16 protein-coding genes are annotated in these 15,100 nt (G+C 44.3%); all 16 read right to left on the reverse strand.

The window, feature by feature from the left end; genetic code table 11:
- A complete protein-coding gene (locus NG22_RS06865) occupies positions 1 to 321 on the reverse strand; it encodes a hypothetical protein (protein WP_157600829.1) in 321 nt (106 codons plus the stop codon).
- 196 nt (positions 322 to 517) lie between these two features.
- Positions 518 to 3,640, reverse strand: a complete 3,123-nt coding sequence (locus NG22_RS06870; RefSeq protein ID WP_053405052.1) for a DNA primase — start codon at positions 3,638 to 3,640, stop codon at positions 518 to 520.
- 317 nt (positions 3,641 to 3,957) lie between these two features.
- A complete protein-coding gene (locus NG22_RS06875; RefSeq protein WP_053405053.1) occupies positions 3,958 to 4,179 on the reverse strand; it encodes a hypothetical protein in 222 nt (73 codons plus the stop codon).
- A 708-nt stretch (positions 4,180 to 4,887) separates the two neighbouring features.
- Positions 4,888 to 5,481 carry a bifunctional phosphoribosyl-AMP cyclohydrolase/phosphoribosyl-ATP diphosphatase HisIE gene (gene hisIE, locus NG22_RS06880; RefSeq protein WP_053405054.1) on the reverse strand — a complete coding sequence of 198 codons (594 nt, stop codon included), beginning with the start codon at positions 5,479 to 5,481 and terminating at the stop codon, positions 4,888 to 4,890.
- A gap of 14 nt (positions 5,482 to 5,495) precedes the next feature.
- The gene (locus NG22_RS06885; protein ID WP_053405055.1) at positions 5,496 to 6,053 is read right to left on the reverse strand and encodes a cysteine hydrolase family protein; all 558 of its coding nucleotides are present in this window, start codon (positions 6,051 to 6,053) and stop codon (positions 5,496 to 5,498) included.
- A gap of 149 nt (positions 6,054 to 6,202) precedes the next feature.
- Positions 6,203 to 6,958, reverse strand: a complete 756-nt coding sequence (gene hisF, locus NG22_RS06890; protein WP_053405056.1) for an imidazole glycerol phosphate synthase subunit HisF — start codon at positions 6,956 to 6,958, stop codon at positions 6,203 to 6,205.
- Between the two features lie 12 nt (positions 6,959 to 6,970).
- On the reverse strand, positions 6,971 to 7,687 hold the full coding sequence (gene hisA, locus NG22_RS06895) for a 1-(5-phosphoribosyl)-5-[(5-phosphoribosylamino)methylideneamino]imidazole-4-carboxamide isomerase (protein WP_053405057.1): 717 nt from the start codon (positions 7,685 to 7,687) through the stop codon (positions 6,971 to 6,973).
- A gap of 95 nt (positions 7,688 to 7,782) precedes the next feature.
- A complete protein-coding gene (locus NG22_RS06900; protein ID WP_053405058.1) occupies positions 7,783 to 8,316 on the reverse strand; it encodes a hypothetical protein in 534 nt (177 codons plus the stop codon).
- Positions 8,309 to 8,851 (reverse strand): hypothetical protein, encoded by a 543-nt coding sequence (locus NG22_RS06905; protein WP_157600902.1) that lies wholly within the window; start codon positions 8,849 to 8,851, stop codon positions 8,309 to 8,311. The genes NG22_RS06900 and NG22_RS06905 overlap by 8 nt, the downstream gene beginning before the upstream one ends.
- Positions 8,852 to 9,175: 324 nt before the next feature.
- A complete protein-coding gene (gene hisH / locus NG22_RS06910) occupies positions 9,176 to 9,760 on the reverse strand; it encodes an imidazole glycerol phosphate synthase subunit HisH (RefSeq protein WP_253275656.1) in 585 nt (194 codons plus the stop codon).
- 55 nt (positions 9,761 to 9,815) lie between these two features.
- A complete protein-coding gene (gene trpA, locus NG22_RS06915; RefSeq protein ID WP_053405060.1) occupies positions 9,816 to 10,592 on the reverse strand; it encodes a tryptophan synthase subunit alpha in 777 nt (258 codons plus the stop codon).
- A 20-nt stretch (positions 10,593 to 10,612) separates the two neighbouring features.
- Positions 10,613 to 11,800 (reverse strand): tryptophan synthase subunit beta, encoded by a 1,188-nt coding sequence (gene trpB / locus NG22_RS06920; RefSeq protein ID WP_053405061.1) that lies wholly within the window; start codon positions 11,798 to 11,800, stop codon positions 10,613 to 10,615.
- 1 nt (position 11,801) lies between these two features.
- Positions 11,802 to 12,449, reverse strand: a complete 648-nt coding sequence (locus NG22_RS06925) for a phosphoribosylanthranilate isomerase (RefSeq protein WP_053405062.1) — start codon at positions 12,447 to 12,449, stop codon at positions 11,802 to 11,804.
- A 6-nt stretch (positions 12,450 to 12,455) separates the two neighbouring features.
- On the reverse strand, positions 12,456 to 13,241 hold the full coding sequence (trpC, locus tag NG22_RS06930) for an indole-3-glycerol phosphate synthase TrpC (protein WP_053405063.1): 786 nt from the start codon (positions 13,239 to 13,241) through the stop codon (positions 12,456 to 12,458).
- A 72-nt stretch (positions 13,242 to 13,313) separates the two neighbouring features.
- Entirely contained in the window at positions 13,314 to 14,309 is a 996-nt protein-coding gene (trpD, locus tag NG22_RS06935) for an anthranilate phosphoribosyltransferase (RefSeq protein WP_053405064.1), read from the reverse strand.
- Positions 14,310 to 14,522: 213 nt separating this feature from the next.
- On the reverse strand, positions 14,523 to 15,095 hold the full coding sequence (locus NG22_RS06940) for an aminodeoxychorismate/anthranilate synthase component II (protein ID WP_053405065.1): 573 nt from the start codon (positions 15,093 to 15,095) through the stop codon (positions 14,523 to 14,525).
- Positions 15,096 to 15,100 lie beyond the last annotated feature (5 nt).

The following is a 15,100-nucleotide window of genomic DNA, read 5'->3' on the forward strand; positions in this document are numbered from 1 at the left end:
TTATTCACTTAAGATTTGGATTTTATATTGGATGTTTAAATGCTTGTATTGGAGAATTTTTGCCAGTATATTAAAGGTTTCAAAATCCTGAGACTCACTGTAAATCACGATTTCGCCATCCTCTTCCAGTAGGCTGGAGGAGCGTACCATGATGAAGTTGTTCAGTTCATAGCACTTAGGGGAAATGTCAATGGCGTATTCCATGGCTTTGATAAGCGCCAATTCCTTTTCGGCTATGCCGGAGAGTAGCACAAAGAAATTTCCGCATTCAATGATGTGTTGGTCGAATTGTGTAATCACCATATGCTTGGGTTTGATCAATTGAATCCAATTTTGGTTGAGGAAACCTTAGTGGTCTTTCCTCATTTTCACTTGCTGTTTCCTCAAAAATGGGGGCTGTTTCCTCACTATCTCCTCATTAAATAATTATATAAATATTATTTTTATTGTATTATTATATGAAATTAGGGCTAATGAGCTTGAAAGTTCGACCCAGTGAGGAAACAGCAAATTTTGCTTACGCGTGTATGAGCTCTTCTTTTAAAAAGTGATTGATTTTCTCAAATTGGTCTCTGAAGCGGATGTCATGTTCTTGGTATAATTTGAGGTAGTCAAAGACAAATCCGGAGGATCGGCTGCCCGTTTCAGTGTAGAGCAGATTTTTATCCTTAAATTCAATAAAGCTTTCGTGTGATTTTAAAGCTTCCCGAATGGTCACTTCTTTCTCCGGCTGGATTCCTCTATTTCGGCATTCGTTTAAATATACGTCTTTATGAATTTCCCTTAGCTTGAAGTAAATGTGCAGCTCCTTATCATCCTTTGTGTAAAAATCATAATGCACGCCTTGGTGTAGGTCAGTACTATTTCTGATGGTTAGGAAGAAATCGATGGTAATGTCATGAACATTGGCCAGGTCTTTCTGTCGAGAAATCAAATCCAGGAAGTTGTCAACTAATGTATTCGGATCGATATATTCCGCCAATACCGGATACTTTTCCGCTACCAAAAAGAAAATAGCAATCAAAGGAGAGATATTATTCGAATCCCGATCAATGAGCTCAATTCCCCTTTCTTTTGCCCGCTTATAAACCTCTCTTGAAATCGTTTTTCTGGTTTTTCGATATCTTTCATTGACATGGGCACTAAATGATAAAAATTGATTGGTGAGGAAGGTCAATTTTTTGGTCTGGAGTATTTCCTTAAAGTCCTCAAACTTATCCCGATCCCAGTTGGGAGCATCTTTCAATGAGTAGCATAGAAGGATACAGCGGGAATATAATGCATCATCACAAAGCGGATAGGCGTTGCCGGTAATAATCACGCTACCTTTCGGCATGCTCTTATTCGTTTGGTTGTCATTGCTGAGTTTTCCCCGAACATCCCCGGAGCCGTCGGCCAGTCCCTTTAAGAATTCTATTTTCTTCTGATCCAGATGGTTATTGAATTCAGAAAGATAAAAAGGGATATTGGAAGTCATATTCATTGACCTTCGGATTCCTACCGTAGTACCTCCGGCAGTTAAGTTAATCCCATCACGGTGCAGTAGCCCACCGAAGAGGTAAAGAATAGTGCGGGCAGCATTGGTTTTTCCCGCTCCCTTTTCACCATAAAGAAAAAGTAGCGGGAAATATTCATCGTGCTCAAAGATCTCATTCCAAAACAGAGAGGTCAGATAGTAGAGGATCAAAACCTCTGCTTTTTCCTGGTGGATGTCTGTCATATATTGGAGGAATTCTTTTATGGATAAATCACAGTTTTGGTGATATTGATGCACCAGAGCGGCACTGTAGCCGCTGAGATTATTGTCCTCTACATAGCCAATTTGCTGTACTTTCCATGGGAAATAATAGTTTTCAGGCCCATCTTCTCCTGGGAGTTGTACCACTCCGTTTTCATCCACAGGATAAAATTTTTGGTCCTTGCTAATGCCATTTCCCCATACCCAAAAATCACGCCTCACATTTCGACCAATGGTTTCTAACTGATAAGCGGTTTCACTTTTTCTCATTGCCATGTCTTTGGCAGATTGAAAAATGGTCTCAGTGGCATTGGATCCATACCAAATCAAACCCAGACTATTGGAAATTAATTTCTTGAATGCGTTTAGGTTAGCGGTATCAATAGCAGAAGCCAACATGGTCGATTTTTTGCCATCATACCTTTTGAAATGAATGAGTAATCGATTGGATTCCCCTTGCTGTTCCAGATAGTATTGGATATGGAAAGTAAAGTTGGCCACTCGTTTGGGTCCCTGTGGGGTAGGACTCATCATAAAGCCATCTTCCACATAGTAACCCTCAGTTTCCCATTGTTCCAATGAACTTTCCGAAAGGTCATTGTCTTTGGAGAGTAAATCCTGTTGTTTCGGCAGTTTGATCTGCGTTTTGAACAGCCGCCATTTTTTCGCAATCAAATCATAATAGGCCGCTCGTTTGATCGTATCCGGAATAGAGAGAATGAGCTCTCCCATTTCTTTGACTTTCTCCGCTTCATATATCGGACCCTGAACCTTCGCCTCCAATAGAGTGGGTAACAGCAAGTAATCTTCAATATAGGCCTGGGCAGAATCTAGAAAATCCGTAATCTTTTCTTCTGTATCTAGCGTTTGGAAGTAATCATCCGGATCACCCTTTTCAGGAATTAAAATTGAAACATTTAATCCCTGAGCCACAGCTTTTTTCGCAATTTTGTCTACGGCTTTAATGCCTTCTTCTCCGTCATTATCTGCGATGAAGCAGATGTTTTGCGTGAGCCTCTTAATCAATTTAATTTGACCATCGTGCAGGTCTTTTCCGAGTAATGCACAAACGTTAAATATGCCTTTAGACCAAAGCCTTAAAACATCCGTAGCGCCTTCGCAAAGGTAGAGTAAATCTCTTTTCTCCTGTTTAATGCCCTCGTAGTTCACTTTTCCTTTTCCCACAAATCGATTGGCGATATGAATGCCATAAAGCGCTTTTTGTTTGTCCCAAATCTTGGCGAAAGAATGGCGATATTTGGGACCAGTACCTTCCACTTTTCTACCTGAAAAAGCAATGGGTTGGCCCTGTATATCCAGAATGGGAAACATGACCCGATTAGTAAAATTGAACCGTCCCGACTTGTTAATCAGATCCGCTTGTAATAATTGCGTTTTGGTTAGGTCTTTCAATTCCGATAGGCTGGACGCAAATCCAATCTTCGCCCATTCCAATGCTCGATCATCATAAGCCCGATTGAGGAAAGCTTCCGGAATTTCATTGAGAATGAAGGATTCCATGGCAGATATCAAGGTGGACTGTAGTTCGTTCTTTTGATGACGAGCGGTTTCAATGGCCTTAGCTTGCTCAGCCGATAAGGCTTCATATTGTAATGCAATGCCATATTTTTGCCCCAGGTATTGGAGTGCCTCCAAATAGCTCATTTTCTGATGATTCATCAAAAATGAAATGGCGTCTCCACTTTTTCCGCATCCATAGCAATTATAATAATTCTTAGCCCGGTGGATTTTAAAGGAGGGCGTTTTCTCTTCGTGAAACGGACAACAGGCTTCATAATATTGTCCGGATTTTTTGACCGGTACAAATTCATTGATCACCTCATAGGTGACCATCGCTGACTTGATTTGCTGTATGGTATCAGCAGAAAGAAAGTTCTTCATATTAAATTACATGAATATTACATGTATTAATTGAAATAAAATAAGTGATTGATTTAGAATTGGTAAAAAAATCCCATCACTGAGCTGACTTTCAATCTTTGATTAATTATATTTAATTCATCAAATCAATCAGAAGTATTCAGTGCTTTATCCTTGGTGGGGACAATGATTTTTAACCAATCATGTTGCGCTTTATTTCCTTTGGTTTGAGTCGTACAAGAAATTGTACTTTGCCAGTATTGCTCTTCGACCTTCAATACTGGTTCTCTAAACTTTTAAGAGCTAGCGCAGCAATGTGTTAGCTTTTTTTATGCCGTTTAGCTCACAAATTGGCCTATTTCGACTTTTAGCCAGTTACTTAGGCTTTTAGCTTCTTCAATTGTGATCGGCTTGCCACTGTTGTTTAAAATACGGGTAAATCGCTTTCTGGTAAGTCCTAGTTCACTGAGTTTTTCATCAGTGGGTCTGGCCTCCAGACCAAACCTTTCTTCTATCAAATTCGATAGGATGTTGAGGGGTTTTTGCTTCGATAATGTCATATAATCACCTTAATTATGTACAATAATTTAAGCGATTATCGGCAATAGGAAATGGAAAGTCAAGGGGGAGAAAAGCGAGGCTCAAAAAATGTTTGAACTTAAAGATTTAGATAATTATATAAATACCTATTTAAATCCTATCCGAAAATGTATGTCACTTGCGAAATAATGCAAAAATAACCAAATAGATCAGGTATAAATGTACTTTCCATAGAGGAAAGTGATAGCTGTATCAATTTCTGTATCAAAAAATGATACAAGTTTTTTTGTTGCTAAACCACTGAGTTACAAGGTAATAAAAATTTAGAATTGGCTTTACGTTTTCTATCAAGAAAAAATGAAAACAGAGCTGTTAAATAGAATCCCCTGCATGATATAACTTACTGCCTGAATCAATAAAAAAGTGAAATGTCATTAAGACTTTAGATTCATTACCCTCTCCAAAATGAAATTCCAGCCCTTATATATAATGCCAAAGAGAAGCCTTCTCTTGATAGGTAGCTAATGTAACGCTGGCATTAACAAAGTGCTTTTCCAGCAAAAGAGGAGATTGGCTAAGTGGAATTAATAAAATTTCCGCCGATCTGTCTCGTTGCAGAAAGTGGTTAATCCGCATTTTATCGCAATATCAATTACCCATAAACGCAAAAAGCACGATCCCTTTCCGATCGTGCTTTTTTCATTTACTAAAAAATGATTTGCTTATCCTTATTTATGGCGTTCTCGCAGTACATCCGCCACCTCTTCCAAAGAATGCCCCTTGGCCTCCAACAGCACTAAATAGTGATACAACAAATCCGCAGACTCATTCAGGAACAATTCCGCATTGTCATCCTTAGCTTCAATCACCACTTCCACGGCTTCCTCTCCTACCTTCTGCGCCACCTTATTGATCCCTCTTTTCACCAACTTATTCGTATAAGAATTCGGATCATCCTCGGCAATTCGATCGTGAATCGTCTTTCTCAAATGATCAATAAAGGCCAGGCTGCTGTCATTCTTTTCATCCCAACAAGTATCCGCACCCGTATGGCATACCGGCCCTACCGGATCCACCTTTATCAGTAAAGTATCCCGGTCACAATCCAACCGAATGTCCTTTACCATTAAAAAATTACCGCTCTCTTCCCCCTTCGTCCATAACCTGTTCTTGGACCGGCTGAAAAAAGTCACCTTGCCTTCCTCCTTAGTTTGGGCAAAAGCAGCCTCATTCATATAGCCCAGCATCAACACCTTTGCAGTCGCAAAATCCTGAATAATCACGGGCACCAAACCGTCCCCTTTTTGAAAATCAATATTCATAATATAAAAATTTATTACTCAACTAAATCCACCCCCAGCTTTTCCAGTATTTCCGCTGAAGGCACCACACGCACGCGTCCTTCTGTCGGGCTTAAATCCGCCCATATTTCGTTATAATGATCAATGGCCTGCCTGGCCGAAATATGCGTTCTGTCCGCCGTCGTATGCCCGTCAGCCACCACAACCACCTGGTAATCCTTCACCAAAGCCGATTGCACCGAAGCCTCCACACAATAATCCGTCGCACAGCCGGTCACATAAATGGTCTTTATCCCCTTTCTGTCCAATATTTCATGCAGATCGGTTTTATAAAACATATCATTTGCCTGCTTACTTACCAGCAGATCCGAAGCCTTCCGATCAAGACTATCCAAAATCTCCCATGCCTCCGTTTCCGGAAAAAAACCACCTTCCCGGCTGCCATCATGCTGAATAAAAATCACCGGCCAGGCCAATGCGTTGAATCGCTTACTGAGCGAATTAATTCGGGCCACCACCTGATCCGCCGCATAGCGGGGAGTTTCAGGAGTAAAGGAACCCTTCTGCATATCAATTATAATGAGTGCTTCCATTGTTTATCTTTTTTTGGGGGCTGCCCACCTGACGGCGGTCGGGCTATTGGCAGTCGCTCTTTTTGCGAGCCGCTACGCCCTAAGGCTGCAAAAAGGAGCTCCAACAACGGCTTCGCCTCTGCCGCTATCCCTCAGCCAACCCACTCAACTTATAACCGAACTTCCACGCCCTGCTCCCGCAAATAAGCCTTCAGCTCCGGCACCGGAATTTCTTTAAAGTGAAAAATACTTGCCGCCAGAGCAGCGTCGGCTTTTCCGTCAGTAAAAACATCCACAAAATGCGGCATTGTTCCCGCACCGCCGGAAGCAATCACCGGAATCGGCAACATCCCCGAAAGCTCCTCTGTAATTTCATTGGCAAAGCCTGCCTTTGTTCCATCATGATCCATGGAAGTCAGTAAAATCTCTCCGGCACCGCGCGCCGCCACTTCCTTCGCCCACTCCTGGGTGATAATTTCCGTAGGTTTTGTACCTCCATGCGTATGCACCAAATCCACATCGCCCACACGGCGCGTATCAATCGCCACCACCACACACTGACTGCCGAATTCCTGCGCCAATTCATTGATCAATTCCGGACGGCGCACCGCCGAGCTATTGATACTGATTTTATCCGCTCCGGCATTCAACAGTGCCCGAACATCTTCCACGGAACTAATCCCGCCGCCCACGGTAAAGGGAATATTGATCTGACGCGCCACCTGATCGACCAAATCCACCAGAGTCTTGCGCTTTTCCTGCGTGGCAGAAATGTCCAGAAATACCAATTCATCGGCACCTTCCTTGGCGTAAACCTTCGCCAACTCCACCGGATCTCCGGCATCGCGAAGCTCCACAAAGTTCACCCCTTTTACTGTGCGGCCATCTTTAATATCCAAACAGGGAATTATTCTTTTCGCTAACATAATCTTTTATTTTCAGGCGAATGAAGCCAATTGTTCCAAACTGATTCTCCCTTCATAAAATGCCTTCCCGACAATCGTTCCATACACGCCAATGTCCTCCAGCCTTTTCAAATCATCGAATTCCGCCACGCCACCGCTGGCAATCAGCTTTACTTCCGGAAAAGCGGCTAATATTTTTTGATATAATGCCACATTCGGCCCCTGCAGTAAGCCATCCTTGCTTACATCTGTACAAATGACATATTGCAAACCTAACCCAAGGTATTCCTCCAGGAAAGGTAACAACTTACGATCTGAAGATTCGGCCCAGCCACTCACGGCAATATTCTCCCCATGCACATCGGCACCGAGAATAATCTTATCACCACCAAAATCCTGAATCCAGCGCTTGAAGGTCTCCGGATCTTTCACCGCTATGGAACCTCCGGTAATTTGCTTCGCCCCGCTCTCAAAGGCAATTTTCAGATCTTCATCTGTCCGCAGGCCACCACCAAAATCTATATGGAGCGCCGTATTTTCAGCTACTCTTTTCAATACCGCATCATTGGTGATTTTTCGGGCTTTGGCCCCATCCAAATCCACCAGATGCAGGCGCTGAATACCAGCGGCCTCAAAGCTTTTGGCCATTTTCAGTGGATCGGATTCATAAACTTTTTTTTGGGCATAGTCACCCTGCGTCAACCGGACGCATTGACCGTCGATAAGGTCTATTGCTGGAATAATTTCCATAATTTGTTAAAGGCTAAAAGATGTTTAAAAATGCATTAATGGTCAGTATCGCCCAATTAATAAAAATAATATTTCGGGAACGATCCGGATTTTCGCTAATCCTCCGACGTCAGAGGTAACTTATCCACTTGTTTACTTAAATAATAAAGGCCGTCAAAATCATATTTAATGGATTTATAAGTCCAGTACCTTCCATGCGCCAACCAGTGACGATAGTGAAAAGCCCCCTTAATTTCTGAAATTAAAGCAGGGGAAACCAGCCCACTGGATTTCCATAAATTAAAAATCCCCTGATCCAAAGGACAGTGGTATAGGTAACGTTGAAATAGCATCCTCATTTGTTTGGATAAGGGATCTTTCAATTTTCGTTCACAACGATAGCTATAATCCAATCTGAATTTAGCCTCTATACCTGCCAAAAGATTTAAACAAGCGTCTTTTTCTGCTTCAGAAATTTGTTCACCCTTTAAAAAGTGGACTTCCTCAGAGAGCAAACCCGCAAAAACCAGTGAAAACTTTGGATTTTCTTCAGAAAAAAACAATTGTAGAGATTTACAACGATAATGATAAACCTCTGCAATATTTTCTAAGCTCAAATGTTGATTGGAAACCGATAGTCGTTTAGCCATTCACCACCTTCATCAGGATATCAAAAAAAGCATTGGCATCCAGATGGGTATATTTCACCTCTGGAGGGCGAGTAGCCAGCTTCCAGGCCCAATCCACTTTCACGAAATACTGGCCCGTAGCCTCAAAAACTTCGACCTCTCCATTAGGAGTGATATAGGTCGCAATATTTGGTTCAGTGGCTGTTTTATCTACAAGTAACAGGCGCTGCGTGGCTTTAGGACCAATGACATCCACCCGCCCGACAGATCCGATTAAGCGGGTACCGACAGGGGTAATGGAAATAATACGGTGACCGAATTCCAAGCGAAGCCCCTTCACGGCATAACTTCCTAATCCTTCTTCAATTAGGGTTTTCTCCTCTTCAGAAATAACAATACTCCCGGCCTCTACATATTTGGCCAGCCATTGATGAATATCAGCCCGCAAAACCTGTAGCTTATCCTGCCAAAGCACCAAACGATCCTCCCAATTTTCTGTGGTGGAGAAATCACCCTCTGCCTCTTTCAAAAATGCTTCAAATTCCCGCTCACTCATAATATCAAATTTTTCCTTATTGAATTTCAAAATGGGTAATCCCACCCACAACTAAAACTTGCCACTCTCCAAAATGAAAAACGTCCCTATTCAGCACTTTGTTTGCCTAACTTATTTACCCAACACTATTTTATCGCTATAGACCCGACCCGCAAAAGACTTATTATAAACACCTTACAGGATCAAGGGTAAACTGTAAATTGTCGCCGGGTTTATAACTTGCTCCATCTGAAAAACCAAACTTCCCGCCACCCCCCAATTTACCTCAACTTATTCGTCAGGAAAAATAAACTTCACCAACTACCAGACAAAAGGATCAACCCTCTATAGCTTAAGAAAATTCTCCAAAATCTTTGCGCCCACTTCCCCGCTCTTCTCCGGATGCGCCTGAATGGCATAAAAATTATCCCGATGCAAAGCAGTGGCAAAAGGCAAAATGTAATTCGCCTCCGCAATCTCCCACTCATTGGTCTCGGCATAATAGCTGTGTACAAAATACACATAAGGCTTTTCCAGGCCCTCAAACAAGGGAGACTTCAATTTACTCAGGGAATTCCAGCCCACATGAGGTACTTTATCCTCAGGAGGAAAACGCTTCACTAAAACATCAAAAATCCCCAGGCAGTCCGCATCTCCTTCCTCCGTATGTTTACACATCAGCTGAAGACCGAGGCAAATGCCCAAAACCGGCTGTTTCAGATTTTTAATGACTTCGTCCAGTCCCTTTGCTTTCAAAAAATTCATCGCCGTGGAAGCTTCCCCCACCCCGGGAAAGATCACTTTATCCGCAGCTTTCAGCTCTTCCGGATCATCAGTGATGATTGGGTCAACGCCCAGTCGGTGCAGGGTATTCTCCACCGACCGGACATTGCCGGCATTATATTTTACAATCGCAATTTTGCTCATCATGTTGAGTCGTTCAAATAGGTGTTAAAAATTAAGTTTAGGCAATATTTAGCAAAGCCTATCCATTTTTGACACGGCTAACAAAATTGGTGATCGCTGTTGGAATATCTTCTGCCTCCGACAGGCTATTCACAAAAGCAGATCCGATGATCGCACCATTGGCATAGTTACAAGCCGTACTGAAGGAATCGTGATCTGAAATTCCGAAACCTATCAGGCGCGGGTTTTTCAATTTCATATCCTGAATACGCTCAAAATACGTCAGCTGCGCTTCCGAAATTCCCTTACGGGCTCCGGTCGTTCCGGCATCTGACACCATATAGATAAAACCATCCGTCTTTTCATCAATCAAACGAATACGCTCTTCTGAAGTCTGTGGAGAAATCAGGAATACATTGCGAATCCCATAGTCATCAAAGGTAGCTTTATAATCATCCAAATAAGCCTGCAGTGGCAAGTCCGGCACGATGATACCATCTACACCCACACGCTGACACTCCTTGCAGAATTCCTCAATGCCAAACTGAATCACCGGATTCACATAGCCCATCAAAATCACCGGGGCCTTCACCTTCTCGCGCATGCCATCCAATTGCTCAAACAAAAGCTTCAGACTCATGCCCTGCGCCAGGGCTTTTTCATTGCTGCGCTGAATCACCGGACCATCTGCCACGGGATCAGAAAAAGGAATACCGATTTCAATCAGGTCGGCACCGGAGGCATCCAGACTTTCCAACACCGTTCTGGTATCAGCCGTATTCGGGTAACCGGCTGTAAAATATACATTCAGCAGATTGCTGTCTTTTTCTTCAAATAATTGATTGATTCTGTTCATTTTCAAAAAATTGGCTGCCGTTAATATTTTCCGTATTTGATGTAAGTGGCCAAATCCTTATCCCCTCTACCGGATAAATTCACCACGACCACATCGTCTGCCTTAAATTCCATTTTTTCCAAAGCGGCAAAAGCATGCGCCGATTCCACTGCCGGAATAATGCCTTCCAGCTTGCTTAATTTCACGCCGGCCTCCATGGCCTCATCATCCGTAATCGACAGGAAGGTTCCGCGTTTACTATCGAACAAATGCGCATGCAAGGGACCGATACCAGGATAATCCAAACCTGCAGAAATAGAATAAGGCTCCACAATCTGCCCATCTTCAGTCTGCATCAAAATAGTCTTAGAACCATGCAAAACGCCTTCAGTACCGATGCTGGTCGTTGCTGCTGTTTTTCCGGAATCAACTCCCAATCCACCGGCTTCTGTGGCGACCAATTGCACTTCCGGCTCATCCATAAAGTGATAGAAAGCGCCAGCGGCATTGGAACCACCACCCACACAGGCAATCACATAATCCGGATTCTCACGTCCCTCCTGCTCCAGCAATTGCTTTCTGATTTCCTCTGAAATCACCGACTGGAATTTAGCCACCATATCCGGATAAGGGTGAGGCCCCACTACCGAACCAATAATATAATGCGTATCCGTGGGATGCTGAATCCAATGACGCATCGCCTCATTCGTGGCATCTTTCAGGGTCTTGGAACCACTGGTCGCCGGTACTACTTCGGCACCCAAAATTCGCATACGCTCCACATTCGGCTTTTGACGCTCCATATCAATCTCGCCCATGTACACGATACACTCCATGCCCATCAGCGCACAAACGGTCGCTGTCGCCACTCCATGCTGACCGGCTCCGGTTTCGGCAATGATTTTATGCTTACCCAAACGCTTGGCCAACAAAATCTGCCCGATCGTATTATTCACCTTATGTGCGCCGGTATGATTCAAATCCTCCCGCTTTAAATAAACCTTTGCCCCCACCGACTCGGACAATCGCTTTGCGAAATACAATGGTGTCGGACGACCTACATAGTTTTTCAATAAATCCTCAAAGTCTGCCTGAAAATCAGGATCTGCCATAATCTGCAAATACGACTGCCGCAACTCCTCCACATTCGGATACAGCATTTCGGGAATATAGGCTCCGCCAAATTTGCCGTAATAGCCCTTCTCGCTCACTTCAAATGAAACTGCCATTTTATATATTTTCTTTATGTCTTAAAATCGTTTTTAACTCCATCAGCTTCCGCACATCTTTCATGGCCGGACTTAATTCAAACTTACTGTTGACGTCCAACCCTACAGGTTTTGGAGTATTTATGCGTTTGGCGCGTTTAATATTTTTTAAACTCAGTCCACCGCTCAGCATATAGGGAATATCCTCCGGAATACGTTCGAGTAAATTCCAATCGAAAGTTTCCCCGCTACCGCCATGTTCCTTGGTTTTGGTATCAAAAAGGAATAGATCCACCACCTTGCGATAAGGCTCCAGCTCCTCCGGATTGAAATTTTCATCCATTGGAAAATTCTTAATCACCTTCAGGCCTTTAGCTTTAATGGAAGCGCAGAATTCCGGTGTTTCCTTTCCATGCAATTGCAGATAATCAAAACTTCCGGTATCAATCAGTCGAACGGCCTCTTCAATGGTCGGATTCACCATAACGCCCACCGTATAAGTATCTTCTTCCAGATAACGGAAGCTGTCCAGCACCGCCTCCAAATCACTCACATGTCGTGGCGAAGGCTCATAAAAAATGAAACCCATCATATCCGGTCTCAAAGCCGCCACCTCCCGAATATTCTCCGGATCCCGCATGCCACAAACTTTCCAAAGTAATTTCCCCATGCTGTCCTATTCTTTTAGTTGGTTCATAAAATCCGCTATGGCCAGTGCCGGATTTTCCGTTTTCATAAAATTCTCCCCGATCAGGAATCCGTCAAAACCGGCTGCTTTCAATTCCTTCAGTTGGCTTACCTCATGCAATCCACTCTCAGAAATTTTCACCGTCCCCGAAGGAAAGAAAGGCAATAGCTCCAGACTTTGGCGGTAATCGGTGACAAAGGTTTTCAGGTTTCGGTTGTTAACGCCCACCACATCCATGTCCTCATTCTGATATTGCAGCAACTCCTCTTTATCATGAACCTCTAACAGCGTATTCAGTCCCAGACTTTTTGCAAAAGCCGCAAACTGATGACATTCCTCCACACTCAAAGCGGATGCAATCAGCAGGATAATATCCGCTCCATAGCCCTTGGCTTCCAGAATCTGATACTCATCAACGATGAATTCCTTTCTCAACACCGGAATATCCACCGCACCGCGCACTGCCGACAAATCCGCTAAAGTCCCGCCGAAGAACGGTTCATCCGTCAGGCAGGAGATCGCTGCGGCACCTGCTGCCTCATAACCTTTCGCCGTTTCCGCCGGCTTGGCCGTACCATTGATCAGTCCCTTGGAAGGCGACTGTCTTTTAAATTCTGAAATGATGCCATAAGGATGACTTTTCAGCGAATCCGCCAGGGAAGGACAAACGCGTCCAAACAATGGCATTTGCTCAATAGCCGCCGTACTGACTTTCGACTTCGCGATTGCCACTTCTTCCTTTTTGGCTAATATGATTTTATCTAAAATATTCACGTCGATTGCTTATTGTTAAAGGTGTTTTGGATTAGAGCATGCCGTTACGAAATTTGGCTTTTTAATGCGCGCTTACTGCGACAGCTCCACAAACTTTTTGAAGGAAGCCAGGGCCTTACCGGACTCCAAAGATTCCCTCGCTTCGGCCATCGCCGTCTCCATAGATTTCTCCGGTGCCGCACATTTCAAACTCACCCCCGCATTGGCAATCACCACATCGGACTGCGCCTCCGTGCCACGCCCTTCCAAAATATTCATGAAAATTGTCGCCGCATCTTTCACCGAATTCCCGCCATAAAGCGCTTCCGCCGGATGCTGATTAAAGCCCAACTGCTGCGGACTCAAGGTCTGCTCGCCCTGTTGATCAATCAGCTTCACCGCTCCTGTCAGCGAGATCTCATCATAACCATCCAAAGCATGTAAAATGGTGAAATTTCGATCACTGTTCTGATACAAATAGCCGTACAAACGCGCCAGTCCCAGATTAAACACCCCATTCACCATATTCTTCGGAAAGGCCGGATTCGTTAACGGCCCCAAAATATTGAAGAAAGTTCTCACGCCCAGCTCCTTGCGCACCGGCGCCACATTCGCCATCGCCGGGTGAAACAAAGGCGCATGCAAGAAGCAAATCCCCGCCTCTTCCAGCAGTTGCTTCAGCTTGTCCTCCTCATTGGTAAACTTCACGCCCGCCTGCACCAACACATTGGACGATCCACTCACCGAGCTCACCGAATTATTTCCATGCTTGGCCACGCGCTGTCCCGCACCCGCCACCACAAAGGAACTCAAAGTCGAAATATTGAAGGTATTTTTACCGTCACCACCCGTCCCTACAATATCAATCGGGTTAAATTCCGACAGCTCCACGCGGTTACACATCTCCAACATGGCATCACGAAAACCCGCCAATTCCTCCACCGTAATCGGTCGCATCAGGTACACCGTCATAAAGGCCGCCATCTGCGAAGTATTGATTTCCCCCTTGGCAATCTGCGTCAGAATATGCTTTGCCGTCTCCTGATCCAATGCCTTATGGTCAAAAAGTCTGTTGAGAATCGATTTCATTATCTTTAAAAATTTTGATCGTTATTGATTTTTTGGGGCTTCCCTCCCATACGGTCGGTCGGGCTCGCGCCACTCGCTCTTTGGCCCCTGTCCTGAAATTCCATACCCTTGCGCCTCATGCATTTCGCCAAAAGCATCCGAAGAAATTTGGAAGGAACCGACCAAAGGAGCTCAGACAATGGCTTCATCCCTAAGCCTCCACTAGCACGAAGTTTACTTTACGCCCAACCAGTTTTTCATCATGGCCATGCCGTGCTCAGTCAGGATCGATTCCGGATGGAACTGCACCCCCTGCACATCATGCTCCTGATGTCGAACCGCCATCACGCGCCCCTGCTCATCGGTAGCGGTTACGGCTAATGGTGCTTTCACTGTCTCTGGTTTCACTGTCCAGCTGTGATAACGACAAACCTTAAAGTCCTCCGGCAATCCGTCAAAAATGCCTTCCGCTGCCCCCACTTTAATTGGGTGGTCAATACCATGATACACTTCCGACATATTTTCCAGCTCCGCACCGTAGACCTCACTGATCGCCTGATGCCCCAAACACACCCCAAAGATGGATTTGCTGGCGCCATAGGCTTTGATCACCTCCAACAGGATGCCCGCTTCTTCCGGTATGCCCGGCCCCGGACTCAACAAAATTTTATCAAACTTTTCAATTTCCTCCAAAGCAATCTGATCATTGCGGTGCACTTCCAGCTGACCAGCAAAGCCCAACTCGCGAATCATATGCACCAAATTATAGGTGAAGGAATCGTAATTATCGAATACTAATATTTTCATCTGCT

Origin of the sequence: Persicobacter sp. CCB-QB2, assembly GCF_001274635.1 — a bacterium.
Lineage (GTDB): Bacteria > Bacteroidota > Bacteroidia > Cytophagales > Cyclobacteriaceae > Persicobacter > Persicobacter diffluens.

Coding starts and splice junctions, on each gene's coding strand:
- NG22_RS06870 (WP_053405052.1), bottom strand. CDS start 3,640: ATGAAGAACTTTCTTTCTGCTGATACCATACAGCAAATCAAGTCAGCG.
- NG22_RS06875 (WP_053405053.1), bottom strand. CDS start 4,179: ATGACATTATCGAAGCAAAAACCCCTCAACATCCTATCGAATTTGATA.
- hisIE (WP_053405054.1), bottom strand. CDS start 5,481: ATGAATATTGATTTTCAAAAAGGGGACGGTTTGGTGCCCGTGATTATT.
- NG22_RS06885 (WP_053405055.1), bottom strand. CDS start 6,053: ATGGAAGCACTCATTATAATTGATATGCAGAAGGGTTCCTTTACTCCT.
- hisF (WP_053405056.1), bottom strand. CDS start 6,958: ATGTTAGCGAAAAGAATAATTCCCTGTTTGGATATTAAAGATGGCCGC.
- hisA (WP_053405057.1), bottom strand. CDS start 7,687: ATGGAAATTATTCCAGCAATAGACCTTATCGACGGTCAATGCGTCCGG.
- NG22_RS06900 (WP_053405058.1), bottom strand. CDS start 8,316: ATGGCTAAACGACTATCGGTTTCCAATCAACATTTGAGCTTAGAAAAT.
- NG22_RS06905 (WP_157600902.1), bottom strand. CDS start 8,851: ATGAGTGAGCGGGAATTTGAAGCATTTTTGAAAGAGGCAGAGGGTGAT.
- hisH (WP_253275656.1), bottom strand. CDS start 9,760: ATGATGAGCAAAATTGCGATTGTAAAATATAATGCCGGCAATGTCCGG.
- trpA (WP_053405060.1), bottom strand. CDS start 10,592: ATGAACAGAATCAATCAATTATTTGAAGAAAAAGACAGCAATCTGCTG.
- trpB (WP_053405061.1), bottom strand. CDS start 11,800: ATGGCAGTTTCATTTGAAGTGAGCGAGAAGGGCTATTACGGCAAATTT.
- NG22_RS06925 (WP_053405062.1), bottom strand. CDS start 12,449: ATGGGGAAATTACTTTGGAAAGTTTGTGGCATGCGGGATCCGGAGAAT.
- trpD (WP_053405064.1), bottom strand. CDS start 14,309: ATGAAATCGATTCTCAACAGACTTTTTGACCATAAGGCATTGGATCAG.
- NG22_RS06940 (WP_053405065.1), bottom strand. CDS start 15,095: ATGAAAATATTAGTATTCGATAATTACGATTCCTTCACCTATAATTTG.